32 protein-coding genes are annotated in these 24,693 nt (G+C 60.5%); 8 read left to right on the forward strand and 24 right to left on the reverse strand.

What is annotated here, in order from left to right; all coding sequences use genetic code 11:
* Positions 1-6: 6 nt before the first annotated feature.
* Entirely contained in the window at positions 7-474 is a 468-nt protein-coding gene (locus JJB74_RS15880; RefSeq protein ID WP_200593212.1) for a hypothetical protein, read from the forward strand.
* Positions 475-480: 6 nt separating this feature from the next.
* On the opposite strand, the gene JJB74_RS15885 is transcribed toward JJB74_RS15880, so the two are convergent.
* Positions 481-759, reverse strand: a complete 279-nt coding sequence (locus JJB74_RS15885) for a hypothetical protein (RefSeq protein ID WP_200593214.1) — start codon at positions 757-759, stop codon at positions 481-483.
* Between the two features lie 506 nt (positions 760-1,265).
* On the opposite strand from JJB74_RS15885, the gene JJB74_RS15890 reads away from it, so the two are divergent.
* On the forward strand, positions 1,266-1,616 hold the full coding sequence (locus JJB74_RS15890; protein ID WP_200593216.1) for a hypothetical protein: 351 nt from the start codon (positions 1,266-1,268) through the stop codon (positions 1,614-1,616).
* 234 nt (positions 1,617-1,850) lie between these two features.
* On the opposite strand, the gene JJB74_RS15895 is transcribed toward JJB74_RS15890, so the two are convergent.
* From JJB74_RS15895 to JJB74_RS15915, 5 genes are all read right to left on the reverse strand, one after another.
* Positions 1,851-2,378: an RNase H family protein gene (locus JJB74_RS15895; protein ID WP_200593218.1), complete on the reverse strand. Its 528-nt coding sequence runs from the start codon at positions 2,376-2,378 to the stop codon at positions 1,851-1,853.
* Positions 2,379-2,450: 72 nt separating this feature from the next.
* Positions 2,451-2,780: a hypothetical protein gene (locus tag JJB74_RS15900; RefSeq protein ID WP_200593220.1), complete on the reverse strand. Its 330-nt coding sequence runs from the start codon at positions 2,778-2,780 to the stop codon at positions 2,451-2,453.
* A 59-nt stretch (positions 2,781-2,839) separates the two neighbouring features.
* A complete protein-coding gene (locus tag JJB74_RS15905; protein ID WP_200593222.1) occupies positions 2,840-5,767 on the reverse strand; it encodes a bifunctional diguanylate cyclase/phosphodiesterase in 2,928 nt (975 codons plus the stop codon).
* Positions 5,768-6,002: 235 nt separating this feature from the next.
* Entirely contained in the window at positions 6,003-6,440 is a 438-nt protein-coding gene (gene cheY, locus JJB74_RS15910; protein WP_200593475.1) for a chemotaxis response regulator CheY, read from the reverse strand.
* 418 nt (positions 6,441-6,858) lie between these two features.
* A complete protein-coding gene (locus JJB74_RS15915; RefSeq protein ID WP_234484213.1) occupies positions 6,859-7,410 on the reverse strand; it encodes a hypothetical protein in 552 nt (183 codons plus the stop codon).
* Between the two features lie 343 nt (positions 7,411-7,753).
* On the opposite strand from JJB74_RS15915, the gene pepA reads away from it, so the two are divergent.
* The gene (pepA, locus tag JJB74_RS15925) at positions 7,754-8,587 is read left to right on the forward strand and encodes a flocculation-associated PEP-CTERM protein PepA (protein ID WP_200593228.1); all 834 of its coding nucleotides are present in this window, start codon (positions 7,754-7,756) and stop codon (positions 8,585-8,587) included.
* Between the two features lie 192 nt (positions 8,588-8,779).
* Here pepA and JJB74_RS15930 read toward each other — a convergent pair whose 3' ends face one another.
* From JJB74_RS15930 to JJB74_RS15940, 3 genes are all read right to left on the reverse strand, one after another.
* Entirely contained in the window at positions 8,780-10,228 is a 1,449-nt protein-coding gene (locus tag JJB74_RS15930; protein WP_200593230.1) for a methyl-accepting chemotaxis protein, read from the reverse strand.
* A gap of 209 nt (positions 10,229-10,437) precedes the next feature.
* A complete protein-coding gene (locus JJB74_RS15935) occupies positions 10,438-10,980 on the reverse strand; it encodes a hypothetical protein (protein WP_200593232.1) in 543 nt (180 codons plus the stop codon).
* Complete coding sequence (locus JJB74_RS15940; RefSeq protein WP_200593234.1) at positions 10,977-11,471, reverse strand: hypothetical protein; 495 nt, start codon at positions 11,469-11,471, stop codon at positions 10,977-10,979. The genes JJB74_RS15935 and JJB74_RS15940 overlap by 4 nt, the downstream gene beginning before the upstream one ends.
* A gap of 185 nt (positions 11,472-11,656) precedes the next feature.
* Here JJB74_RS15940 and JJB74_RS15945 point away from each other — a divergent pair, with 185 nt between their 5' ends.
* On the forward strand, positions 11,657-11,887 hold the full coding sequence (locus JJB74_RS15945; RefSeq protein ID WP_200593236.1) for a hypothetical protein: 231 nt from the start codon (positions 11,657-11,659) through the stop codon (positions 11,885-11,887).
* Between the two features lie 45 nt (positions 11,888-11,932).
* Entirely contained in the window at positions 11,933-12,232 is a 300-nt protein-coding gene (locus tag JJB74_RS15950; protein WP_200593238.1) for a hypothetical protein, read from the forward strand.
* Positions 12,233-12,239: 7 nt separating this feature from the next.
* On the opposite strand, the gene JJB74_RS15955 is transcribed toward JJB74_RS15950, so the two are convergent.
* From JJB74_RS15955 to JJB74_RS15985, 7 genes are all read right to left on the reverse strand, one after another.
* The gene (locus JJB74_RS15955; RefSeq protein WP_200593240.1) at positions 12,240-13,313 is read right to left on the reverse strand and encodes a relaxase domain-containing protein; all 1,074 of its coding nucleotides are present in this window, start codon (positions 13,311-13,313) and stop codon (positions 12,240-12,242) included.
* 12 nt (positions 13,314-13,325) lie between these two features.
* Complete coding sequence (locus JJB74_RS15960) at positions 13,326-13,757, reverse strand: hypothetical protein (protein ID WP_200593242.1); 432 nt, start codon at positions 13,755-13,757, stop codon at positions 13,326-13,328.
* A gap of 22 nt (positions 13,758-13,779) precedes the next feature.
* Entirely contained in the window at positions 13,780-13,983 is a 204-nt protein-coding gene (locus JJB74_RS15965) for a hypothetical protein (RefSeq protein ID WP_200593244.1), read from the reverse strand.
* 45 nt (positions 13,984-14,028) lie between these two features.
* Complete coding sequence (locus tag JJB74_RS15970) at positions 14,029-14,286, reverse strand: hypothetical protein (RefSeq protein ID WP_200593246.1); 258 nt, start codon at positions 14,284-14,286, stop codon at positions 14,029-14,031.
* Between the two features lie 233 nt (positions 14,287-14,519).
* Positions 14,520-14,981 (reverse strand): response regulator transcription factor, encoded by a 462-nt coding sequence (locus tag JJB74_RS15975; RefSeq protein WP_200593247.1) that lies wholly within the window; start codon positions 14,979-14,981, stop codon positions 14,520-14,522.
* Between the two features lie 46 nt (positions 14,982-15,027).
* Positions 15,028-15,423, reverse strand: a complete 396-nt coding sequence (locus tag JJB74_RS15980; protein ID WP_200593249.1) for a hypothetical protein — start codon at positions 15,421-15,423, stop codon at positions 15,028-15,030.
* A 92-nt stretch (positions 15,424-15,515) separates the two neighbouring features.
* Positions 15,516-17,441, reverse strand: a complete 1,926-nt coding sequence (locus JJB74_RS15985; RefSeq protein WP_200593251.1) for a tetratricopeptide repeat protein — start codon at positions 17,439-17,441, stop codon at positions 15,516-15,518.
* Between JJB74_RS15985 and JJB74_RS15990 the strand changes: the two genes are divergently transcribed.
* Positions 17,433-17,990 (forward strand): hypothetical protein, encoded by a 558-nt coding sequence (locus JJB74_RS15990; protein WP_200593253.1) that lies wholly within the window; start codon positions 17,433-17,435, stop codon positions 17,988-17,990. The two genes, JJB74_RS15985 and JJB74_RS15990, sit on opposite strands and share 9 nt — an antisense overlap.
* On the opposite strand, the gene JJB74_RS15995 is transcribed toward JJB74_RS15990, so the two are convergent.
* The 4 genes from JJB74_RS15995 to JJB74_RS16010 all read right to left on the reverse strand — a co-directional run bounded on the left by JJB74_RS15995 (position 17,987) and on the right by JJB74_RS16010 (position 20,168).
* A complete protein-coding gene (locus JJB74_RS15995; RefSeq protein ID WP_200593255.1) occupies positions 17,987-19,402 on the reverse strand; it encodes an Eco57I restriction-modification methylase domain-containing protein in 1,416 nt (471 codons plus the stop codon). The genes JJB74_RS15990 and JJB74_RS15995 overlap by 4 nt on opposite strands.
* Positions 19,403-19,488: 86 nt before the next feature.
* Positions 19,489-19,683 carry a hypothetical protein gene (locus JJB74_RS16000; protein WP_200593257.1) on the reverse strand — a complete coding sequence of 65 codons (195 nt, stop codon included), beginning with the start codon at positions 19,681-19,683 and terminating at the stop codon, positions 19,489-19,491.
* Between the two features lie 3 nt (positions 19,684-19,686).
* On the reverse strand, positions 19,687-19,875 hold the full coding sequence (locus tag JJB74_RS16005; protein ID WP_200593260.1) for a hypothetical protein: 189 nt from the start codon (positions 19,873-19,875) through the stop codon (positions 19,687-19,689).
* A gap of 53 nt (positions 19,876-19,928) precedes the next feature.
* Complete coding sequence (locus JJB74_RS16010) at positions 19,929-20,168, reverse strand: hypothetical protein (RefSeq protein ID WP_200593261.1); 240 nt, start codon at positions 20,166-20,168, stop codon at positions 19,929-19,931.
* Between the two features lie 160 nt (positions 20,169-20,328).
* Between JJB74_RS16010 and JJB74_RS16015 the strand changes: the two genes are divergently transcribed.
* Positions 20,329-20,580: a hypothetical protein gene (locus JJB74_RS16015; RefSeq protein ID WP_200593263.1), complete on the forward strand. Its 252-nt coding sequence runs from the start codon at positions 20,329-20,331 to the stop codon at positions 20,578-20,580.
* Between the two features lie 68 nt (positions 20,581-20,648).
* Here the strand turns inward: JJB74_RS16015 and cheD are convergent, their stop codons facing one another.
* Together cheD and JJB74_RS16025 are read right to left on the reverse strand one after the other, a co-directional pair.
* Complete coding sequence (gene cheD / locus JJB74_RS16020) at positions 20,649-21,179, reverse strand: chemoreceptor glutamine deamidase CheD (RefSeq protein WP_200593265.1); 531 nt, start codon at positions 21,177-21,179, stop codon at positions 20,649-20,651.
* On the reverse strand, positions 21,176-22,033 hold the full coding sequence (locus JJB74_RS16025) for a CheR family methyltransferase (RefSeq protein WP_200593267.1): 858 nt from the start codon (positions 22,031-22,033) through the stop codon (positions 21,176-21,178). Before JJB74_RS16025 ends, cheD begins: the two co-directional genes overlap by 4 nt.
* 387 nt (positions 22,034-22,420) lie before the next feature.
* Between JJB74_RS16025 and JJB74_RS16030 the strand changes: the two genes are divergently transcribed.
* Positions 22,421-22,732, forward strand: a complete 312-nt coding sequence (locus JJB74_RS16030) for a hypothetical protein (RefSeq protein ID WP_200593269.1) — start codon at positions 22,421-22,423, stop codon at positions 22,730-22,732.
* A gap of 65 nt (positions 22,733-22,797) precedes the next feature.
* Here the strand turns inward: JJB74_RS16030 and JJB74_RS16035 are convergent, their stop codons facing one another.
* Both JJB74_RS16035 and JJB74_RS16040 read right to left on the reverse strand, forming a co-directional pair.
* Positions 22,798-23,427, reverse strand: coding sequence for a hypothetical protein (locus JJB74_RS16035; protein WP_200593271.1), 630 nt, complete (start codon positions 23,425-23,427; stop codon positions 22,798-22,800).
* 287 nt (positions 23,428-23,714) lie between these two features.
* Complete coding sequence (locus JJB74_RS16040) at positions 23,715-24,626, reverse strand: LysR family transcriptional regulator (protein WP_200593273.1); 912 nt, start codon at positions 24,624-24,626, stop codon at positions 23,715-23,717.
* Positions 24,627-24,693 lie beyond the last annotated feature (67 nt).

A 24,693-nucleotide genomic window follows, 5' to 3' on the forward strand; every position in this document is an offset into this window, starting at 1 on the left:
ACCATCATGATGCAGTCCAGCGACATTACGGCGCTTATCGCGAACAGCGGCGTCGCGTTTGCGCAGTGGCCGCATGAAGTGCTGCCTGCACGTGTTGCCGACGTGTTGCAGGCGCGGTTTCGCTCCTGCGGCATTGCTGCCGTTGTCCCTACGGCCTGGGGCTACCTGGTTGCGATCGAATTGCAGGGCGGACGCAAGCAGATAGCGTTGATGGCGCATTGCGATGCCGATCCGCTCTGGCCCGGCACACCGTCCTGTTACCTGGATGACGTGATCGAAGTCACCGCGCTTTCCTATCCAACGGTGTCGGCATGCAGCGGGGAAGGTGCGTGTCTGGCGCTGCTGGAATCTGATTGTGATACCGAGCTAACCGACTGCCTGCTGCAGCTGTTCGAATATGGGCTGCTCGAGCGCACCATTGCCCTCTCGTGCTACTCCCGGCCTTCCACGTCGACGCTGGCCTGCCCGGCCTGATACCTTTCAGCGCGGCCGAGGGGCGCTCAGCTTCCGCAATCTCGCGCGACCGTTCATCCAACGCCGTTTCGCCAGTGCGAGCGCGAACGCTGTACCGATACCCATCACGCAACAGGCTGCGCTGCCGATATCCCAGCCGAGCAGCAGTGACGCAAACTGCACCACCATGGCAATCATGACGAACAGCGATCCAATGCGCTGATGGCCGTTGACGGCGCGTGCGAGAAAGACCCCGCCAACGAATACGGAAAACGCCAGAGCAATCGGAACGATGGTCGGATCCATGAACGCCGCAGATAAGTTGGTGGGATTAAGGCGATTCGCTCAAGACGAAAGGTGCGATGACCGCAGCCATGCCTAAGCGCAGAGGAAGCGAACGAGGGATCTTCAACGCACACACTCAGCGAATCGGTATCGGGTTTGTGACCCACTGATTCTACGAACGAGCGCTGCCAGCCGGAACTGCGAATGCTTTGAAAAAGGTCAAGCAATCGAAAGGCGTTGCCGGCGTAGGGAGTAGTTTTTCATGCTCGACTAAGGATGCATTGAGGGGCAAAGCTCGATTTCACGAGCGTTACTCAGCGGGCGGTAAGCAAGGCGACAGAACTGTGCGCCCAATTCGGATGCTCTTTAGCTTGCATGGCCACCGTTGTCGTCTCACTTCGCGCTTTCTGAGTAATTGACCGCCTACATACATACGAATGCAACAACCTCTTACGTTGGTTACCGAACAATGACCCAGCTATCTGTCACGGTAAAGTGAAATGGTGATGTCCAAACGGAGGATGCAAATGAAAAAGCAAATCGCGGTCGTAGCAGGTGTACTGTCGATGGGGATAATCTCGCTTGGTACGGCGCCGGCGAATGCCGGCGAGACTCAGTACGGCAATGCTCACAGCTTCGACAATATGCCGCACCGTATGCACGTTGACGACCGTGACTACCACCGGCGCGATGACGAAGCGGAGCATGAAGCCCGGCGTCAGCGAGCCATGGAGTGGCGTGCCCGCCAACGCGAATCGGAGGCCCACGCAGCGCAGCGCGCTGAAGCACGCGAGGGGCACGATCGTGTTCGCTACGAGAATCGCGCCGGCGAAGGCTACCGCCATCGCGACGACCGGGAAGAAGGACGACGTTACTAAGCAAGGAGTAAGTAAGGCGACAGAACCATGTGCCCAAGTCGGATGTTTTTTGGCTGGCGCGGGCACCGTTGTCGCTTTGATCCGCGTTTTTTGAGTGACGCTCGCGGTGCAGATTCGAATGCGTCATAGATCGCGCGGTAGGCACCCTAAAGCTTCATCTATGTTCCCGTGCGATTTGTGAATAAGCTTTCGAAGGGGATTCGGACGATTTGGCGAGATACCGGGCAAAAAAATCTAGGCGACACATTCGAAGCAGTCTGTCGTGCGGCCGCTACGGCTGGATCCCATTACTGCGGTGGAATGCCTTGCGTGCGCAATCGCATTGTCTGCGATGCTTTTTGCATAGGCCTTCGCTGCCCTCTTCGCTTCGCGGTCTGCCAGGTTGTTGAGCCGGTCCTCGGCGTGGCCGCGCACCCAGCGGATCGTGACGTTGGCCTTCTGCTTGAGCAGCTGCAGGAAGGTCTGCCAGAGCTGCGTGATGGCGCCGGTGCGCTTGATGCTGCCACGAGCGGCGACATCGGCGATCATGCAGCAGTCGGAGTAGATCGTTACCGGCAGCGACGCCGGCGCACGGCGCATCGCGGTGATCACTGCCTGTAGCTCGAGCGCTACGCTGCTGATGGCGCAGGCGCCGGTGGCAAAGACCTGCGCAACTTCGACTCCTCCGCGTCGGTTGACCGGGATGACCGCATAACCGCCGGTGCCGGTGTGATGGTTGAACGCCGCGTCGACGTAGAAGGTGGTGATGGGGTTGGTTTTCATGTTGGCAGTCCGATATGCAGTTGAAAACGAGCATATCGGCGACCTTTGGCGGCGCAACCCGGTCCAGCGACGTCAGGCGCTCATGCGGCTGTCAAAAATTCCCGACGTCTCGTGGCCATCATGATCTTTTGGACGGAAGTGCTCGGGCCCGAGCCGCTGCTTTGCACGGCGGTCTCCCATCAGCGTGCGCATCTCCTTGATCGACAGCCCGGTGACTTCGTTGAACCGGATCAGCAGTGCGGCGCTGATTGGCCGAAGCCTGCGCCGTATCTTGCTGAAGTGTTGCGGCCGCAGGTCCATCAGCCGCGCAAGTGCCGAATCGTTTTTCAGGTCCAGGTGCCGCAGCACCGCATCGAGCAGACGGTCCGGGTCGTATCCTGCTCCACTTCGTAATGCAGCCATCTCAAAATCCCCTATTCCTATTCTTGTGGTCGGATCCCTAACGGCATGTTGTTCGCTCTCTACATCAACTTCGGCACCGCTCTCAACGGCAAAGGCAGCAGAATGCGCTTCCAGAGCATTTCGGCCATCCGCGCAGCGTTGACCGGAGTCGACACCAGGTAACCCTGGATCTCAGTGCAGTGCAGTCGCTTGAGGATCTGCACCTGCTCCATGGATTCAACCCCTTCGGCCACGACCCGCATGCGCAAGGACTCGGCCATCGTTACCATGGCTTGGAAGAACACCTCGGACTTCTGTCCGCACAGGAGTTGCTCGGTGAACGAGCGGTCGATCTTGAGCACGTCGAGATTGAGCCTTTGCAGCTGGGACAGCGATGAATAACCGGTACCGAAATCGTCCACCAGCAGCTTGATGCCCAGGTCGTGGATGGCGGCGAGTTCGTGCGCCACGTGGTCCTGGTCGCCCATCATGCAAGACTCGGTCAGCTCGAGTTCAAGAAGCTCGGCCGGGATTTCGAACCTGGCCATGTTGGTCTCGACGCATTCGCGGACCACGCCTTGTGCGAATTGCGCAGCAGAGACGTTGACCGACACCGGTACCACCGGTACGCCGGCCCGGCGCCACTCATCCATCTGCTGGCAGGCCTTCATGATGACGATCTCGCCGAGCTTCAGGATCAGCCCGGTCGCTTCGGCAACGGCAATGAATTCCGATGGCTGGATGAGGCCCAGTTCCGGATGATTCAGCCGCACCAGCGCTTCCATGCTTACCACCTCTCCCGAATCGGTATCGACCCGCGGCTGGAAGTAGATGACGAACTGGTCCTTCTCGATCGCGGCGCGCAGAAGCTTTTCGCACTCGACGCGGCGCAGCATGCTGTCCATGAGCCGCCGCTCGAAGAACTGGTGCTGCGCGCGGCCGTTCGCCTTGGCCTCGTACAGCGCCACGACCGCGAGCTCCATCAACTTCTCGATGTTGTCGCCGTCGGCGGGGGAACGGCTGATGCCGATGGAAATGCTGACGCGGTGCTGTGAGTCGTCCTTCAGGCGGAACGGCATTTCCATTTGCTGCAGCAGGCGCCGCGCGACGATATCGACGTCCTCGCGCTCGACGCTGTACAACACGATGGCGAATTCATCGCCGCCAACGCGCACGATCTCGTCACCGGGGCGCAGCAGGGATTTCAGACGCGTGGCGACGGCGCGCAACAGCTCATTGCCCGCCGCGTGCCCGATGGTGCTGTTCATCGCCTTGAAACCATCGATGTCCAGGTACAGCAGTGCCATCTGATCGCCGTGCACCAGCATTTTCTGATACTTGGCCGGGAACCGTTCCAGCAGCCAGTCGCGATTCGGCAGTGCGGTGAGCTTGTCGGACTGGCTGGTATGCCAGAGCTGATTCTGCAGGCGTTTGTTTTCCGTGATGTCGCGCACCGTGACCGCGATACACCGTCCCTGGCGCACAGCCCGGACATGGACCCAGTCGAGCAGCAGCGGGCTTCCTGCCGGCACCTGGTAGGAATCGTCGACGAACTCCTTTTCCATCACATCGCGCAGCAACTGCAGGACCTTGCCGGAAACGCTGGGCGGATAGATCTGCGTCACCCGGGCGCCCCGCACGTCGCTGGCCGAACGGCCGAGGAACGTGGCGCCGGGCTGGTTGCAGTCGGTGTAGATGAAATCGACCACGTTCTTGTCGTCGTCATAGATGGGCTCCAGCGTGAAGAAGCCCTCCCATGCAAGCTCGTTGGCGGTGCGAAAACTATTGCGGGTTTGCTCGGTGTGATGCGCGAGCTCCATGCGGCGCAGGATGACGATGGTGCCGCCAATACCGCTGGCCAGCATGAACAGCACGGCGATGGCCAGCAGGCGATGCTCGCGGCGGATGTTCGCATTGGCCTCTTCGAAAATGGCGTCGTCATTCATCGCCACCATCGTGCGCAGCCCAAACACCGGGATCGAGTCCCAGGCTACGATGCGCGAGCTATGGTCGGAGAAAGCGCCGCCGGCTACGCGCGCGGCGCCCTGCAGGCCAGTGAATTCGGGAGCAATGCCGTTTTCGGTGTCGTGTCCGGTACGCGAAGTTGCGGCAATGACCTTGTTGGTCGAGTCGACCACGGCGAGATAGTCGATGCGCGACATCCGGGTCGGGTCGTAAAACGAAGTCAGGTACTCGGGCATAAGCGCGAGTTCGACGATGCCGTCAAACCGGTTCTCACGGTCATACAACGGGCGGGAGAACCGCACCACTGGCAGCTTCAGCAACAGGCCTTGGCCCGCGACGATCTGCATTTCATTGCGTCGCAGGGCGCGCATGCCTTTGTAGAAATCGCTCGCACTGACATTGACGGAACTCGAATTCCGGCTCGACAGGGTTCTCATGTTGCCGTCACGGTCGACTATGATCAGCCGGATCTTGTCGACGGCTGGCAGCACGCCCGATCCAATGAGAGGCAGGACGGTGGCACGCGCCTTGTCGTACACATTACCCGGGCCCTGATCTGCCTCGATCATGTACTTCAGCATGGACAGCGTCTGGCTGAAGTTTTCGACCGTGCTGCGGATCTGCTGGGAATAGGCGCGGTTGGCGACGTCGGCTTCTTCGATGGCGCGGGCTTCGACTTCGCGCCTCTCCGCCCGATGACCGCTTTCCACGGTCCTAACGGCTGCGACGGCCGCGGCCGTGCAGAAGATCGGCCACGCGAACGCCCTGAGATACTGGCCTTTCAGGAAGCCGTACCGCTCTAACATGCGCTTCTTTATCGCGTTAAGCGAAGCACGTGTCATGCGCGGCATTGCCGGCCGCTGCAACCAAGGTCTCTTCCTGGGCGGGCCTTTTTGCGGGTCAACATAGGCCGGCGGTTTCTGTTGCTCTAACTGCATGATTATTAGAGGAACTAATCCTTTTTTGTGAGCCAAAATGGAGCATACAACCACTTTTTCGCGGTTTACAAAAGCCAACTTGATCGTATCGACGAAAGCGCGCAAGGATTAAGGATTTGCGCAAGGTCCAAGCATTCTTGGAAGAATTTTTATTTGAGGAAAGGCCGCTCGCCGGGACAAATGAACTGAGCGGGAGAATATTTCGCCACTGCTGCAGGCGGATGAAACGAATGTATCCGGGCAACGCGACAGATTTTTACACAAAAATTTCGCGGACCAAGAAAAAAAGACGAAAAAAAACGACCTGTTTCACAGGTCGCTTCCAATGGGAAATATCCGCCTACTTCCGCATTTTCTCCAAAATCTTGTTCAGCTTCTCGTCGAGCGTTGCCGCAGTGAATGGTTTGACGATATAACCGCTGGCGCCGGCCTGCGCCGCCGCGATGATATTCTCCTTTTTCGCTTCCGCCGTCACCATTAGCACCGGCAGCGCCTGCAGCGCTGGGTCCTTGCGGATTTCGATCAGCATCTCGATTCCCGTCATGACCGGCATATTCCAATCTGAGACGACGAAATCGAATCCGCCAGCGCGCAGCTTCGCCAAGCCCTGGGCGCCGTCCTCGGCCTCGTCGACATTGCTGTAGCCGAGCTCTTTGAGCAGATTGCGCACGATGCGGCGCATGGTCGAAAAATCGTCCACCACCAGAAATTTTAATGAGGCGTCAGCCACAGGCTCTCCCGATTGATCGATGTCCGGCCACGGTTTAACGATGCCCATCCCATCGACTTCAATGCTGCCGTCATTGCGAAGTCGAGTTGGTTGGAACTGCGTCAATAATGCCACAAGGAAATGATGCTGTGCATGTAATCCGTTCGTAATCGCCGCTTGCCGGACGCGCGACTGCGGATGCATGTCTTGAAGCAGCATCATCAGGTCGCGGTTTTCATTGATTCGCTGCACCAGGCCGCCGGAATGCGTCTCGAGCACGCACCTCAACGCCCATCGCATTCCGCGCGCGGGATGCCGGCGCAGTTGCAGCACATGCGTACACGCGGCGACGGCTACGCCCAGAAAGGCTGCGCGCAGCATGGCTCCGTGTCCCTCCGTCACGGCAGCAAGCGTGAGCAACACAAGCATCAGAAAACTGTATGCAAGCAGACGGCATGGTTGCTGGGCAAAGAATGGCATTGGTGGCCTATTCGCCGGCAACGGCCATAGCTGGCGCGTCGGAGGCTGCTGCTTCCGACGCCGGCTGCTGGACCTCGGTCGACGTCTTACCTTGCGGCGTGGCTTCGGTGGCCGCCCGGGGCAAGCTTCTTCCCTCCTCTTTGCCGGTGTGACGCTGCTGGATAGCGAGGATTCGGCGGCCTTCCCGCTCAATCAGCTCTTCGCGATGCACCAGGCTTTGCGTGATGGCGAGTTCGAGGTCTTCAAGTGAACAGCCGGCCAGAAGCGCTTGCGCCTTGGCTACCGTGGCGATGTGACTGTCACCCCGCGAGATCGCGGCGCCGGTTGCACAGTGCGTGACGACCCACTGCGGATCATCGAGGTGCAGGGCCTTGTGGACCATGAAGAAGTGCCCGGGAAACTTCGTCGGCACATCCTCGGCCGGAATCTTCCATACATTGCCGGAAGTGTCCCGGAGGGTGAAGCACTTGATCATTCTGGTTCCTTCCGGCGCGAGCGCAGCGCGGATGCAGCGCCATGCCAGAAAGAATGCCAGCCATGCCGTCTTGCCGTGTCGCAAATGCGCATCCGAATCGCGACCGAATTACTTCCGCCGGTGCGAGGCATGGGAGAAAAGATCTCATGTGCCGTATTGCCGCGCGAATGTGCAGCAGAGCGCGAGAAAGCGAAGGCGTCGACATCAATTCCTTGCGTAGAACATGTGTCGAGGCAATTTACATAGTTAACGTTTGGAATTGTTTCTTCAGTGTTAGTCACTTGTAATGAATCATCTTTTTCCGCATGGCATAGCCTTTGCATTACGTTTGCATCGCGTAACATTTTGCACTTTCGCAATGTGCTGCTGATACCGCTGGCGAAGCTGGCAACTGTGCATGCAAGGCAACCAAAATTCTGGAGGAAGTATGAACAAGCTGATCAAAAAGTCCATGATGGCCGCCGCCGTGACCGGCGCACTGGCTCTGGCAAGCTCGGCCGCGATGGCGCAAACCTTCCCGTATTTCACGGTCAACGAAGGCTCGGTCGCTGGTGCGAATGCGAATACCTTCACCGCCGACAAAGTGACTGGCAACTACACCGAAGTGATTTCCTTCGGCGCAAACAATAGCTTCAATGTCTCGCTGCTGTGGAATGCCGGTCAGTTCGTCACCAACAACGGTGCTACCCCGGTGCCGACACAGCTGGGCCAGACGGGCTCGGTGGTGTCTCAACAGTACGGCCTGTATGCGCTGTACACCGGCAGCGGTACCTACAGCATGAACAATGGCACCACGAGCTTCAACTTCACGCCGGGCGGCGCCCTGTCGGTGTACATCGATCCGAACACCAACACCATGTTCAACAAGCCGGGTAACGGTTCGACTGCCTGGACTACCACCAACAGCGGCGACGACTACCTGATCGGCACCGGCATGCCGACTTCCGGCCAAGGCACGCTGGATCCGTCGCTGTCGACCTGCGGCAGCAGCGGCGGCATCAACTGCGGCAGCTTTGGCTCGTCCACCAGCTTTGCCCTCACCGCGCAAGGCAGCCAGTACTTCACCTCGCCGAACCCGTTCTACAACGTGTCGTTCCAGTCCGGCCAGTTCAACAACATCCCGCTGAGCGGCACGCAGACCGTCAACGGCTCAATGGACGTGATCTTCGGCAGCACCGCGGTACCGGAACCGGCCAGCGTTGCGCTGATCGGCCTGGGTCTGATGGGTCTGGGTCTGTCGCGTCGCAAGAAGCAGGCGTAAGCCTCGCAGCGCTGAAAAGCAGCAGTCTCATCACCGCCGCGGCGACCAATGCCGCGGCGTTTTTTTTACCCTCGTCCCGAACGCAGTTCTTGGTGCGAACCCGACACGGTATGCCAGCTCTAGGCATTGCAACGTGGCGAAGCATTGCGCGTACATCGCCGCGATGGTCGAGATTAGCGCCGACCGCCGTCCCTATTGCCCAGAAGCGCTGGCCGCGACATTCTTGTCGAGTTCGAAGACCTGCGACAGACCCGCTATTTGCGCAGCGCGTTCGAGCATGCTGGCTGCGGATCCGGAAGCCGCCTGCACCATCTCGGCATTCTGCTGCATGCCCTGGTCAATGGCTTCCACGCTGCGCTTGACTTCGACAACAGCCCGGCTTTGCTCGTCGCTCGAGTGAACGATCCGCGCCATGATCGCGCTGACCTCGCGGATCGATTCCACGATCCCATTCATGGTCCGCCCTGCCTCGCTGGCGAGTTCGCTGCCATTGGCGATCGTGGTCGTGGTTTCGCCGATCAACTGCCCGATCTCGCGCGCGGCCGCTGCCGAGCGTTGCGCCAGCGCCCGCACTTCCGAGGCGACTACCGCAAAGCCGCGTCCCTGCTCGCCGGCGCGGGCGGCTTCCACCGCCGCATTCAGCGCGAGGATGTTGGTCTGGAATGCGATGCCGTCGATGACGCTGATGATGTCGACGATGCGCCGCGATTTTTCGTGCAGGCCATCCATCGCCTCAACCACGCGCGACACCGCCGTGCCGCCGTCCTGCGCCTGTGTCGAAGCCTGGGTTGCCAACGCATCTGCCTGGCGCGCATCCGCATGGTTCTGCTGGACCGCTTCGGTGTACTGGCTCACCGCCTCGGCCGTTTCCTGAAGATTCTGCAACTGGGTTTCGGTGCGCTGCGCCAGCATAGCGTTATCGTCGACCATGGTCTGCGCAGCCACATGAATATTTTGCCCGCCCTCACGTACATCAGAAATGGCGCCGTGCAGGGTGCGCAGCATAAGGTTCAGGGTGCGCGCCGATGTGCTGAGGTAAGTCATATCCTGCGCTACGAGATTGATGCGGCCTTCGCCGCCACCACTCAGCGCTTCCACGCGCCCCGCGAGTTCGACTTCCTGCCGTGCCTGGCGATCCATGACGATCGATAGATAAATGAGTACGCCGGCTTCCGCCACCACATAGGCTGCATGCACCAGCACGATGTCCAGGCCGGTATGGGTGAAGCACAGCACCCCGTAGCCGAATTCCTGCAGAAAATTGAAACTCAGATGGTGCAGTGCGACCGCTACGGCCGCGGTGAGGATGACGGTCCAGTCGCGATAGCAAAGCAAAAACGACAGCAGCACGAAAACACCGAAGTGGACTTCGGTCATCCCGCCGGATTGATGGATGTGAAGCGCACAGTACACCATCACTGCTACCGCCACCACGCAGCGCGTGAAACGGGTGCCGGGGAGCCAGACAATGCAGGCAGCGGGGATGATGAGTGTCGGCACGCCGATGATGGCGGCCCATGCCAGCGTGTTGTGGAGGTTCGAAAGCGCAAACGACATTGCGCACAGGATGGCCAGTACGCCGAGCATCAAACGGTCAGCCTGCTGGTAGTACTGCTGCATGCGTCGAGCGGTATCGTTCATTTTTGGGCGGTCAGATGGGCAAGACTGCGAAGGGGGGAAATGCGGTCGGGCGTGGACTTGGTCAGTCCTGGCCATCATATGTTATTGCCATGAATAAACATATTTATTTCAACTTCGCTGTGCATTTGCGCCCTGCTCGCTGCGCCACCGGCGAATTTTTTTGTTCCGCGGCGCGCGCTGACGACAGCAGCAGACCCTGTTCTATGCCGCTATGGCTTCGCGGCCACCTCCGGCTTTGCAACGCCATCTGAGCGGGCGGGCGGGGCAAGCACATCAAGTTCTTTCGTCCAGAACAGTTCGACGCGCTCGCCGGCGCGATTGGTCGGTTCGAGCCGCACATGCCACAGGCCGTCGGGTTTGCGTCCCGCCTGGTTTTGCCGCAGCACGATCCCGCGGCGTCCCGGGTACTTCGGCCCGCCCAGTCGCGTCTGGTCGTGCCGCACCGCGACATGCTCGCCCGTGAGCATGTCGCCCGGCAGCCGCGTCGCCATGAGGCCTTGGCGCGTAAGCTGGTAGCCCTGTTCGGCTGCCTCGATCATGCCAGAGGCAATCAACCGCAATAGCGCTGCCTCGACCGCAGCAAGCGAGGCGTGGGCCGAGTCATCGAACCCTTCCAGCCGCGCATGCAGTCGGCTCGCGGCGAGGCGCTGTGCGTTCGCATGCGGCGTGAGCAGCGTGACGATGGCCGCCTCGATGGGATGCGTTTTGTGTTCCTGCGCAGTCGCTTGCGGCTGCGTGTTCGAGGTGGTCATGGCGCGTCTCCCCGGCGGGACGCGGTCCTCTCGCGCGAGGACACTGGCGGCAAGTACCGCTGCAGGTAGTCGCGCCGCTTCACATGCTCGATGGCCTCTTCGATGCGCATGCCGAATTCCTGGGCGAGAAACTGGGCGAGTTCTTCGTCGCCCGACGATTCATCGTTGGCGAGAATGCCTTCGATTGCCGATTCGGTATTGGCGATCGCGAAAATCTGTTCGCCACGCGCTTCGGCCAACACCGCGCCGTTACAGTACGCGACCATGTCACGCAGGCCCTGCAAGATGACCGGGTCACTCGGCAAATCGACTGCGGCCAGGTGCTCGATGACAGCGCGTTGCGCCGGCTTCAGAATGCATTCTGCGTTCGCTGCGTGAAGCAGCTCGCGCAACGCCTGCAGATGCAGGCCGGCCATCACGCGCGCCGTTTCTTCTGCGGTCAGCGTCGCCGGCGGAAATGGCGGGAACGCCAGTGTGGAATTGCTCATCATGGAACCTCAGTCGGATGGGAGATTTCATCGTCTCATCCGCAAACGCCGTCGCAAGTGCGATTAGGGCTTGATAAGCCATTGATTCCAAACAGCCATTACAATCATTGGGATCGCCGAGCCAGGAAAAGAGGCATAGCATCGGCGGCTCTCAACGGTTTTCGCCTGGTTTGCGCAGGGAGGCTGCGATGGCACAGAGCATTACGTATCGGGGATTCACGGTGTCGAGTACGGCGAAAGAGGCTGGCGGCAAGTGGTGTGTGACGCTGTGCATCGAAAAAGATCAAAGCATCGTACGCAAGCGCCAGATGTTCTTTTCACGATGCACGCCGGACCAGGCCCAGCGCAATGGCACTACCCATGCAATGCGGGAAATCGATGCGCTTGTTCAAGGACAAACCGTTCCCCGAAGAGGTTGAAGGCGCTGCTGACTCCGTATCAGCCTTGGGAGTAGAGCATGTTTTATGACACCGACCGCCACCGTCCGCGCAGTTGACAACGCTCCGCCCCTCATGAAGGGGCAGGAAAGGAATTTGCGCAAAAAACGTAACGATGTCAGCTCGGTCGATGGGTCTGTGTACCAAATCGTGCCTGACTTGGAAATCGCCATCGTGAACTCTGACGTAGGCGACATTCAGCTTCATCTGCCGGCACGTCTTTGCCCTGTGCCGTTGCATGAAATGCGCGTGGGACAAAAGCTGACGGTCAGTCTCAAGGGCGTCCTGGCGCTCAGGATATTGCAGGTCAGCCTTGCGGAGACCTGAACTTCGCTCATTCGGCGAGCACGTCGAAACATTTCTCATTGCCTCGGGCTCTCAGATCGCGAGCGAGGTGTTCGGCGATCTGCCGGTCAACCGCTTCGGCTGCCACCATCCCTCGATTCGCCACAAGCGCATGCCGTAGCAGCTGCTGGTGCTTCATGCCTTGCGCTTCCGGGCCGAGCGCATTGAGTACGCCAACGACAATGTCTTGCGCCGTCGGCTCTGCGACCATATTACCGGTTTCGACCTCACCCACCGCGAAACCCTCCGCTTCCGGCCACGCCTGTAGCCATTGCTGGCGAAGAAACGCATATCCGGTCGGCACCCTCTTTGCCTTCCCCGCCGGCGTGCGGCCGCGTTCCTTCTCCAGAGGCGCCACGCTGCGATTGCTTTCCGATGTAGTTGATTCCGGCGTCCATTTGCGGCCCGCAAAGCGAGCTCTAATGTTCTCGTCGATGGACACGATATCGAACGCCTCGGTGTCCCATCTGGCGGGAATCGAACAGGCATCGAGATAACGGGCAAGCTCGGTGCGATATACCAACTCGAGCACGGCACGTCCGCGCGTAATGAGGCCTGTGCCGAGCGCCGTCCACGCTTCGTCGGAACGGCGGCAAAGATTGAACAGCAGGACCTGCGTGTGCAGGTAGGGGCTGGCGCTTTCCAGCGAACATCTGTGGAAGATCGCGAACAGCACTTCCGCGGCTGGTACGTGAGAGGTTTTGCCACCCACCCTGGCGCGATATCCGAGACGCCGTCGCATGAAGTCCAACGAAGCCTGTACGGCATCTTCATGCGCCGCAATCAGCCGCTCTTCACCGGCAACCAGAGCGGCAAGCCCTACCCCCTGTGGCGCCGCGAACGTCATGTGCAAGGCGGGAGTTGCGTTACCGCGCTGCCGCGCCCAGGTGCCGCCGATGTCGCGTGCCAGAACGCGCTGGATCTGCGGCAGGGTAGGAACGCCGACCAGCCCAAAGCGGTCCTGAAGCCCGCCGTACCAGAAGCTATGGCGGCGATATGGCAGGTACGGCCTGTCGAGATAGGGAACGGAAAAGTCCGCAGAGACCAAAGCAAGTGGCAGCACCCCGCAATTCCTTTATCCCGCCGAGTGCCGCAACAGACAAGGCATCGGCGCGTTCGCGGCGACCAGGGCATTGATCGTCTCCGCGATCGAATGCGGCGAGCCCGGACGCGCGCCATCGGGGCCATCAACCTTCGTCGTCCACAGCGCCGTATGGGACAGTGCAGCAGGCGAAGAATCGACTGCGCCAGCGGTGTCGGCCACGGGCCGGCCCGACCTCTTCTCGTAGGCGGCAACGACTTCTTCAGCCGTGCCGGTGCCGGCGATCCAGACGCCGGGGCCGAGGCAATACACATCGATATCATGCTCAAGCTCGCACGAACTGCACACGCCGATTCCGCGCGCGCGGTCGACCTCGATCCACCAGCACCCTTCTTCGCAGGCGTGGTAGTCGTCACAGCCACAGGCAACGCAATGGGCCACCTTCGTCAATTTCCGGTACAGCATGTGAAAGTCTCCAGAAATGAAATCAGTCTTGATTGATGAGATTGGTCTGCAGCAGGTATTGCCGGGCATTGCTCGCGAGCTGGTGATCCGGCGACGCGTCTTCAAGCGCCTGAGCGAGCTGCTCGACCAGAGCGGCGAGTTCCGTGATTCGGATGTGATCTGCCCCACGCTTTGCCTTGCGCGCGCTGACCCGGTCTTTGATGAATGTTCGTCCCATCGATGACATGGGCGCCTTGACGCCACTGCCTGTCCTTGTCATGAACGAACCCGGCTATTCGCCGCTGCCGAACCGCGCCCGCAGATCTGCTGCAAGCTGAGGATGACTTGATGCACAGGAATCCGCATAGGCCCGCAGCGCCGCTGCCGCGTGCGGATCGTGATTTAGATCCAGCACGAAGTATTCACAGCCATGGTGCCTTCCGCCAGCACCGTCACTGCCGTCGATGCGGGTCACTATGAATTTGCGGAAAAGGCCTTGCTGCTCGGCCGGCTTGCTGCCGTCTCGCGACGGAAAGGATGCACTGTCCACTCGAATCTCCTGTTCCTGCCTGGTCGTGATTGCGAAGTACTCTCGCTGCACGTCAGCAACGATCGTGTTTGCCGTACTGTGTCTTTTGCTTCAGAGAAATCGGCTTGCCACATACCGGGCAGAAGTGACATCGCCGTAGCGTTACCGGCTTCTTGTCCACGCAAGCGCCAGCCCGCGATTGCGAGGCATGACGGTTGCGGTTCTTCCTCCAGTCTGAATCGGCGTAGCGCATGTCAATTTCGATGTGTAGTCGCCGCTAACGCTTCGCGGCCTGCATCCGTCGCGTTCGCGGCTGCGCGCCCGCCACCGAACTCGCCTATGCGCATGAGCTTGCGTTTGACCAGCGCGTTGACTTCTCTGGTCGCCGGCTCGCCGGCGCATATCCATTGGTACTTCCCGCGGAGGGACAAGCCTTCGGCACCGCGCCTCAGTACTTCCTTCTGCCGCTCCGACAGCCTTTCGATGCGCGCTGCCTTCGCCGGCGCGGCGATTCGGCTTGCGTCGTAGATCGCCCTCGCAGCGTCGATCGCCGCAGTCAGCGTGCTGCCGCGCCCGATGGGCGTCCACTGCCGATCATTGCGGCTGCCGCTGACGCGATAGACAACGCGGACCGTGTCGCCGTCGTCGTCCTCGCGTCCGATCTCGATATCGACATTTTGCTCGAGCCACTGCATACGCTCGGCGTCCAGAACCATGCCTTTCATGTGGTTGCGCGGCATGGCTGCGGCCGAAACCTCGTGCCTAGCTTCCATCATTGCCTCGTTGCGTCGGTGCTTCAACGGTTGCACTGCCGTGGCGCCGGACACATTCCAGGCAGGTTGCCGGCTCCCCGTGCGCAGGCCGCCAGCCGCCGCGCTTGCGCATCTGGTAGGCACGGTTGCGCGGCCTGTAGCCGCATAAAGCGGTGCCGGTATTGCGATTGACGATGTGAAGGACTGGTGCGCTGCCGGCGCGGCAGACCTCCAGGCGCGGTGTTTCCGCAGCCAATACCGACGACACCTGCTGTTGATGGCATGCCCAATGCGCGCCGGTGATGCTGTACAGCTGCTCGTCCGAAGTGACTGGCTTGCCGCAATGTCCGCAAGTGTCGACAGCCTCCTGCGCGCTGGTGTGTTTCTCGATTTCTGCAATTGTCATGATGACCTCCGGAAGTAACCCTGCTTCCAGGATGCCTCAGCAAGAACAGCGCGCAACCCGCGTTTTTGTCGTGGCATCGCAATGTCATCGAATTATTTTGCGAGCGCAAGCAGGTCCTCTCGCATTTGCGCTATCACGCTCTCCCAATCACCCGCTCTGGGCTGGCGGTAGACCACAGCAGACGAATACCAAGGGCTGTCGCGGCGATCGAGCAGCCAGCGCCAGCAGGTATCGAAGCGATTCAGAATCCACACTGGCTTGCCCATTGCAGCCGCCAGATGCGCAGTCGACGTGTCGACGCTGATCACCAGGTCGAGATTGGAGATCAGCGCTGCCGTATCGGAAAAATCGTGGAGCATGTCCGCATGGCTGTGCAGATTCGACTCCGGCCACACTTCGTCTCTGCGCAGGCGCAGTTCCGATTCGGCCGGCTCGCCCTTCTGCAGGCTGTAGAAGTCGATGCCATCGCATCGCAGCTGCGCTATCTGCTCCAGGGTCAGGTTACGACGCCGGTTCACAGCGGCGAGGTCGGGCCGGTCGGCTCGCAGGCCACCGTTCCATACCAACCCGACCCGCGGCCGCGTTTTCGGTCCGAGCCTGTCATGCCAGGCGCGGACCTTGGACGCATCTGCGGCGATGTAGGGAGCGCGAAACGGGATCGACTGCAGATCGGTCTTGAATAGCCGCGGCATGCTCATCAGCGCGGCGTGGTAGTCGAAGGCGGGCCTGGGATCGCCTGCTGCGACAACATGCACCCCCGGCAGGCCGCGCAGCACGCCGACCAAAGCCGGCTGCACTTCGAGCACCACGCGCGCGAACAGCGCCTTGGCCAATAGGGCGTAGCGGCAGAACTGGATCGTGTCGCCCAGTCCTTGCTCCGCATACAGCAGCAGCGTCTTGCCGTGTCCCCATTCCATGCCAGTCCATTCCGGCTGCGAGAACCTCGGTTTGCGCATCATCGGTTGGCACAGCCAGCGCGCCTCGTACAGTTCCCAGCCGGGTCGCAAATCCCCGCGCAGCAGCACAGCCAGCGATTCGTTGAAATACGCTGCCGGCGCGTCCGGCTTGAGCGCAATGGCGCGCTCGAAACTGAGCACGGCCTCATCCACCCGGCACGAATCGCGCAACACCACACCGCGGTCCATGTGCGCTGCCGCATAGTCGGGCTGACACGCGATCGCGGCGTCGTAGCTGTCCAGTGCGGCATCCAGGCGTTCGAGGCTGGCAAGGATGGTGGCGCGAATATAGTGGGCCTTCGCGTGCAGCGGCTCCATCTGAAGCGCCTCCTCGCTGCTTGCCAACGCCTCTTCCATCTGGCCCAGCTCGCGCAGCACTGTCGCGCGATTCGCGAGGTCGTTGGCAGACTGCGGCCGCAGCGCCAGTGCACGGTCAAAGCTGGCAAGGGCATCCTGTGGACGGCCGAGTTCGCTCTGCACGACGCCGCGGTTGGCGTGCGCTTCGTACAGACCCGGCGTCAGGATGATGGCGCGGTCGTAACAGCAAAGCGCGTCTTCCATCTGCCCGAGGGCCTGGTAGGCGCAGCCGAGGTGGTACAGCGTGTGAGCATTGTGCGGGTGATAGGCCGCCGACCTGCCGAAAAAGCCCGCCGCGCTCGCGTAGTCGCCGCACTGGAAGGCGATCGCCCCGACACCGTGCAATGCCTTGTGGTGGTTGGGACTCAGCGCCAGCACTTCCTCGTAAAGCCGCATCGCGTCATCGAGCGCGCCGCGCTGGTGAAACGCGAACGCGGCCTCGAACCGCTGCTTGACGTCCGGTGCAGCGCCCGGATCTTTTGCCCGAACGGGCTTGTTTCGCTTCGGCATAACAGAGCGCAGGAACCAGGAAGTTGAATGGGATACGGGCATCGTGCATTTTCTAGTTTTCCACGTTGCAACGCCCGCCCCGTGAGGAAATAAACGCGTAATTGTCGCTTTAAAAGCACACAGGCGAAACGAAAAGGAGAACTTTCGCTTCCATGCCAAGCTGGCCGGCCATGCGAAGGTGCGGTCTTGCCGCATGCCATTTGTTGTCGGTTTTGCCTGTGTAGGATTTTTCTGAAGCTAACTGGCGGCATTGACCGGCTTGTTCCGAGCGCCAGCTTTCCCCATGATCAGTCCACCGAATTCTCGGGGACTCTGGCGTCCATCATCATGACTTCTACTGACTTCCAAGGGCTGCTGAATGCAGTGCCTGTTTCTGTCGAGGACCTGCATATCGCAGTGCAGGAAGTACATAAGGCCTGTCCCAAATCGGCCGACGTCGAGACGCGGCTGTGCACGCTGTCCGGCATATTCGGCGGGCATCGGGAGAAAGGCGCGGCAGTCGAGGCTCGCCTGACGGCAATGGCCAACGTTGTCGCAACCGGTGCGTTGCCGAAGGACGTGATTGCTGTCGTTGACGGCGGTGCGGTCGACCTGATGCTGCCTGTCTGGCAGGCTGCGGCCACGCTGCCTTTGATCGTCGACGAAGAAGTCGGCGACGTGGAGTTCGATGCACGGGCTTTCCTCGATGCGACGGTGCAGTTCGCCGGGCATCCAGCCGCGCATATGAGCCAGCCGGCCAACTAACCGCGAACGTCAATGTCGATGGGCATGGTGCGCAGGAGCGGCGCTTTGATCTCGAAGTAGCCACCTTCCAAGGGCGCGGCATGCTCGCGCAGCCATTCCGCGGCCATTTCACCCGACAGCGCCGCCTTTACGCGCTCGAGCATGGCGTCGTCGTCGCAGACGACACTGAGATGGTGATTCATCGGCAGGTAGCCAGCAGGGATGGAAGTCGGGCGCGGCGTTCTCGCAATGCGTGACACGAACAGCGACGGCTTGTCTAACCGGAAATTGTGGAAGGATTCCGGGGCCAGCCACGGCGTTCCCCTGCGTGCGCGCTTCTGCGGGGCCGGATTACGTTGGAGGTGCGCCAGCACTTCGGCACAGGGGATCTCGTCGGGCCGCGTCAGAACGGCAAAACGATCTGGTTCGGCCAGCGTGTAGTCAGCGATATCGTCCACGTCGAAGACCGGCACCAGAACCTCGCGCGGCAAGCCGCTGTGCGCTGCCTGCGCGGCATTGACGACGAAGCGCCCAGGCCGGCCCAGCCAGGGTGCGAGGCGCACCGTGGCGAGGTCGCCTAGCATCGGCATCCCAGCGTAGCGAGTGGCATCCACGCCGGGATAGATGGCACGGCGTGACAGCGCGCGGCCGCTCCCCGCCGCGCCCAGCACCAGCGCCACGGGATGCACGCGCGGCGCGGTACCGACACGCCGCTGCTTCGGATAGTAGAACGCGCTGGATGGCTCCAGTCGCTGCATGTGCCGGATCGCCAGCCGCTTGCCGACCGCTTCGCGCAGTTGCGCCGTACTGGCGCCGTACAGCCAGCGGTCCGAGGTCACCAGCGCGATCTCGCCGCCATCGCGCAGGCATGTCACACATCGATCGAGGAACGAATGCAGAAGGTCACCGGCCGCATACCGCGGCACCAGCGCTTCATACTGTGTGCGTAGCAGCTCAGGGACCTTCAGCCAGCGCAGGTAAGGCAAATTGCCAACGATCAGATCTGCCATGGGCGAGATCGGCCCGGCAGCGAGAAAATCCCGGTTGACGACGATGTGCTGCGCAAGCCGTTGGGCGGCGGCGGCGCTGCGGCCGTGGGCCACGAAGGTCGCTTCGATACGCGCCCTCGCCTGTGCGCAGGCGAACGGGTGGATTTCCCAGCCCTCCACGATGTTCGCAAGTGTCTCATCGTCATAAGCATGCAGCGCCAGCGCCTTGGCCAGCGCCGCAGCCAGGAACGCGCCATCACCGCAGGAAGAATCGAGTAGCCGCGCCGTGCCGTTCGGCCAGTTCAGCCGGGACAAAAGCTCGTTGACCACCGGCTCGCAGGTATAGATGGCGGTAGCCGCATGCAGGCGGTCGATGGCTTCACATTGCGCGGCGTGCGCGCCGTCTTCGGCAAACAGCGAATAGGTGTCAGAGGTGGTCGGCATGGCGTGTTCTGAGGTCGTGGATCGTCAGAACCATCATGACAGTCGATAGCGACCGCGCAAGCCGCTTCCAGCGTGACCAGGCGTGGCTACAGGCCGTCGCCCACCGCGCAGCACCGATCGGCGGGACCGCGCCAGATGCTGCCATCCTCTTCGTCGAGGACCGTCAGCATGTCCGTATGCTCATCGCGAGAAAGGACGCGCCCGTAACCGTATTGCGCATGGCCGACTTCGTATGCCACGCGCTCGCGTTCGCGCAATGGGATCGGTATGGGATATGGCATCGGCTACTCCAGCCGCTTGACGATGTGATCGCCGCCGTCCATCACGACGCTCTGGTTCATCGTCAGCGCGCGAATTCTGCGGATATCGTCTTTGTCGTAATTGTTGTCGACATCGAAGAAGTCGAGATCGACAATCTCGGTGGCGGGCCGCACGTAGCTGCCCTTCCAGACAGCTTCGAATTTTCGTTCCATGGCCAAGGCTCCTTTTGCCGATTCCCCATCCTATTGGGATTTCCCAAAAGAATCTAGCGGCTAGCCGCAGTCGGTATCGCATCCGGCAGCCGGGTGATGGTGTGGCGCTCGTGCACCGCACCGACGATGGTATGGGTCTCGCCGACGCGCAGCGCCGCGATATCGACAATGTCTTCGTCCGAGTAGCCATTGTCGTCGCAGAAGAAGGCCGGATCGACGTCTGCCGGCTGGGCGTCGCCGTAACCGACCGGCCATCGGCATTGAAAGCGGGCATGCGCGGGGATGGTAGCCATGAGAATTCCTTTGGGGGAGGGATCGATGACTCGATCCTGTCGGGCCGAGCTACGACCATGCTGACATGCGCAGACCGCCGCGCAACCGGCGCACGCGCCGTTTCTCCCGTTCGTGCTGCTATGCTTGCTCCTTTGCTTGAAACGCACAGGGGGAATGGAGTTGGATGAGCTGAAACAGCGGCGCGATCAGCGTCAGGCAGACAAGCGGACGGCGAAAGAGCTCGCCAAGCTCACTGAAATGTATTGCGGCTTGCCGACCGATGAATTCCGCGCCGAGATCATGGACATTCTTTCCCGAGGCAACGAGCTGGCGCCCGCGGAATTTCAAAAAATGCTGCGCGACTTCGTGGAGCGCGTGAACGCATGGTATCCCTCTGCCGAGATCATTGCGTTTCCCACTGCCCGCAACTGACGTTCGACTACGCCAGTGTGGATGCACGCCAGTTCATTGCAGCCGCCTCGCGCATCGGCCCGAAAGGCTCAAGACCCCGGCGTGTCCCTACCCAAGCTCTTGACTAGTACGCGGCCCGTGCGAGGAAAGAAATGCACCTTGCGCGGACGCACGTCGTTCAGGTCCTCCGCAACGACGGGAATCTTCTGCTCGTGCAGGTAGGCTTTGACGAAGGCGGCGTTGCGCTCGCCCACATTGACTGCCGTCAGACCGCTTATCACATTGCCGCCGCCGAACACCTTGGCCTCCAGGTTTTCCCGACAGGCTCCAAGTCGCAGTAGCTCGATGATGAGCGCTTCCATCGCGAAGTTGCCATACCTGGGTGATGGGGCAAGCGCGGCCGGGCCGTCGAGATCCTCGGGCAGCAGGAAGTGATTCATTCCCCCGACGCCGGAGACGCGGTCGCGGAGGCAGGCAGCCACGCATGAGCCGAGTACGGTGACGATCATCATGTCGCGGTCGGTGCCGAAATATTCGCCCGGCAGTAGCTTGGCCGTATCGCAGCTGAAGCGGTGATCCCAGTAGATATTCGACGTAGGCTGTGGCGCAATCCGTTTCACGGCGCATCACCCCTGAACGACGCCAACTGGTACACCGTCTTGGCCCGCAATGAGAAGGCGTCGGTTACGTACATGAAATTCTCGGAATGCCCGGCAAACAGCAGCCCATCCGGCTTGATGATGGGCGCGAACCGCGCCAGGATCCGGGTCTGCGTCGGCTTGTCGAAGTAGATCATCACGTTGCGGCAGAACACCGCATCGAACGGCTCCGATAGAGGCCAGGACGCGTCCATCAGGTTGATGCGCTTGAACGTCACCATGCGCCGCAGTTCCGGGCGTACTCGAGCAAGACCGTGTTGGGCTCCCTGTCCTTTCAGGAAAAAGCGTTTCTGGCGCTCCGGGGACAGCCGCTCGACGCGCTCGATCGGATAGATGCCCGCCTCTGCCGTTGCCAGCACGTTGGTGTCGATGTCCGAGGCAAGGATGTGCGCTGGCGGTGTCAGGCTGCCATAGGCTTCGCACAGCGTCATCGCGATCGAATACGCCTCTTCCCCAGTGGAGGCAGCGCAGCACCATACCTGCACGGCCTCGCGGCGCCGCACATGCTCGGCCAACAGCGGGAAATGATGTTCCTCGCGAAAAAAGGCGGTCAGGTTGGTGGTTAGCGCATTCGTGAACGCTTCCCATTCGGTGTGCCCGGTGTCGCTCTCGAGCGCATCGAGGTAGCCGACGAACGAATCGACGCCAACAGCGCGCAGGCGTCGCGCGAGGCGGCTATAGACCATTTCCTGTTTTCCGGCCGCAAGTGCAATGCCGGCTCGCTCGTAGATCAGCCGCCGGATGCGCTCGAAGTCGCGCCGTGTAAACGCGAATTCCTTCTGAGCGTCAGCCGCATTCTGTGCCGTCGGAGCCATGCTCGATGCATCCCGGTTTTATCTGCTTAGTGCGTTGGCCAGCCAGGGCAGGACCGATTTCCCGAACAGCAGAGGAAATAGTTTTCCTGTGGAAATTATCCCTATTTTCGCTTAGGAGGGTGTGGCTGCATAGACAGCAGCATGGAATTCATGGTTACCTGTACATCATTGCCAGACTTTTAACCAGAAGAGCGTTGATTCCGGGAGGGTTAGCGACGGCTTAGCAAACGCACCACCGAGCGATGGATACCGCCGTATCGGCACAATCGCAATCTACGTTTGCGGTTTTCGCTATTTTGTATCCATATATTGCATCTTTAACAAATATGTTCAGAAAATTCCGATACTATTAGGAACTTTTAACGGAAGGCAATTGTCGACATTGACATGGACCAGTCATCTACCACGCCGCGCAATCCGGGCGCCTACAATCCGGACAACCTGCTCGACACGCTTTTGTCGATGCTCCATCTGAAAAATGATGCCGCACTGTCGCGGGCGCTGGAAGTCGCGCCGCCGGTGATCAGCAAGATCCGCCATCGCCGGCTGCCGGTCGGCGCCTCAATGCTCATTCGCATGCATGAGGTCTCTAACCTGCCGATACGCGAGTTGCGCGATCTGATGGGCGACCGCCGCCAGAAATACCGTTTGAGCGATGCGCAGGGCAAGCCGAAGGAAGCAGGCCAAATCGCCGAGTAACGTCGAAAGAAAAAGCCGCGGTCGGCTCACTCTGTGACCTTCCGCGGCCATTGCTTCTACGCCGGCTACCTCACCGGACGTTTCTTCCACGCGCCTTGGTAGCCACCCCAGTACTCTTCAGCCATCCAAAGCGGCGTATCGGGCCCAAGCAAGCTCCGTAATCCTGCGATGGCTTCTTCATAGTCACGGCTGCTGAACTTCGTCCAGCCGACATCCCTCAAGCGGCGCCAGAGCCTCTGATCACCCACCTTCGCGCGCACGATGGCTTGCAGCATATCTCCGTCGATCGGTGGATGCAGAGCGGCGATGAGTGGATGCATGCAATTCTCGGCAGTAATCAAAACCACTTTGAAGTACATGTTGATCAGCTTCGCCGCGATGCCGTGCGTGAAGCTAAGCCCGCACGCAGCGGCTGCAGCAATGACTGAGTGCCTGAGACTGTGGTGGAACTCGTTCATCTTGCATGGTTCTGGCCAGGACAGCGCGCCCGTCAGCAGATCTACGATCCCAAGCTCGATGATGCGGGTGCCTGTCTCTACATCGAAGCGACAGCTAGGACTAGACCGCGCTGCTGTGCTGGCGGCCCATGCGGCAAGGCGATGCATGTGAACGTGGATGGTGTAGACGTCGCCATTGCGTGTAGCTGACGACACTAAGGCAATGCTCGATGGGACTGTAAAAGCCTCGGGTTTCATACCAAACTCCTCATGTGTGTTTGGTTGGAGCGATGCGCGATATAGCCCACGGCCCGAGTCTTGAACCATGGGACAGTTATCGACACATCACGCCTTCCTCGTCCAACCACACCGAGGGCGGTAATTGCGCTCGCCAAGCGCACAATGTTGTGACAAATCTACTTGCACGGAAACCGTGCCGTAATCTGGGGCCTTTCCGCATCAGTGAGATTCCCGACTCTAGCCTGCTTCTGTCCGTCCGCATTTTTATCCGATTATTGCATTTAATGCAAGTGCGTTCAGTAAGCTCAATGCAGCTGGAAGCCATTTCGGATCGTCGCTGCCAGGGAGGCAATCTCGGGTGGCACGAGCGCGCCCTTGCGCGTAATTTGGTAGTAGTTCAGTGGCACCCGCGGCTCCTCGAGGATAGCCATTCTGACCCGGTATCTTCGGCAGGCTGGCGCAATGAAAGTCGGCAGGATCGCCGTACCCTGCTTGGCTTCGACCATCGCCAGTAACGTCTGCAGGTTTTCATACGTCGGCCTGTCCTCATTGGCGCGCTTAATCGGTTTGAGACGAAGCTCGATCAGTTGCTGGATGTCGTTTGCGGCAGGCAGGCCGATCAGCTGCTCGTCGCGCAGGGCTGACCAGGTCGTTTTGCCGAGGTTGTCAGGCGTTTGAACCCCGCCCGCATGCCGCGCCGCGGGAAAGACGTGCGCCATCGCGAATTCCGCAATTACCTTGGACTCGATACCAGCGGTTGGATTGAAGAAGGCGCCGAACCCAACGTCCAACTCCCCGCTTGCCACGCCATCCTGGATGCGCTGACGGTCGATATCCCTCACGCGCAGGTTGATCTCGGGGTGCAGCTTGTGAAAGGCCCTGCTTGCCGACGGCATCACGGTTGCTGCGATGAGCGGCGTGACCGCAACGGTGAGGATCCGCCTGGCTCGTGTCTCGAACTTGCTGATTGCCGCTGACACCGTATTGAGTTCAGACAGCACCCGGGTCGCTACGGGAACGAGCTGCTCACCGGCGTAGGTCAGCGTCACCGAGCGGGTAGTACGGTCGAACAGCCTGCAATCGAGCTGGCGCTCAAGGTCGCGCAGGATAGCCGACAGGCCGGACTGACTGATGTGCATGCGCTCGGCTGCGCGGGTGAAACTGCCGAGCTCCGCAAGGGCGACAAACGCATGGAGCTGACGTTGCGACAGATTCATCAGATTTTCTTCTGAATTGAGAACAATCTGCTGATTATATCTTAGCCGCATATGAGTTCTAATTTCA

It is taken from the genome of Noviherbaspirillum pedocola (genome assembly GCF_016632335.1).
In the GTDB taxonomy this organism is placed as follows: domain Bacteria; phylum Pseudomonadota; class Gammaproteobacteria; order Burkholderiales; family Burkholderiaceae_D; genus Noviherbaspirillum_A; species Noviherbaspirillum_A pedocola.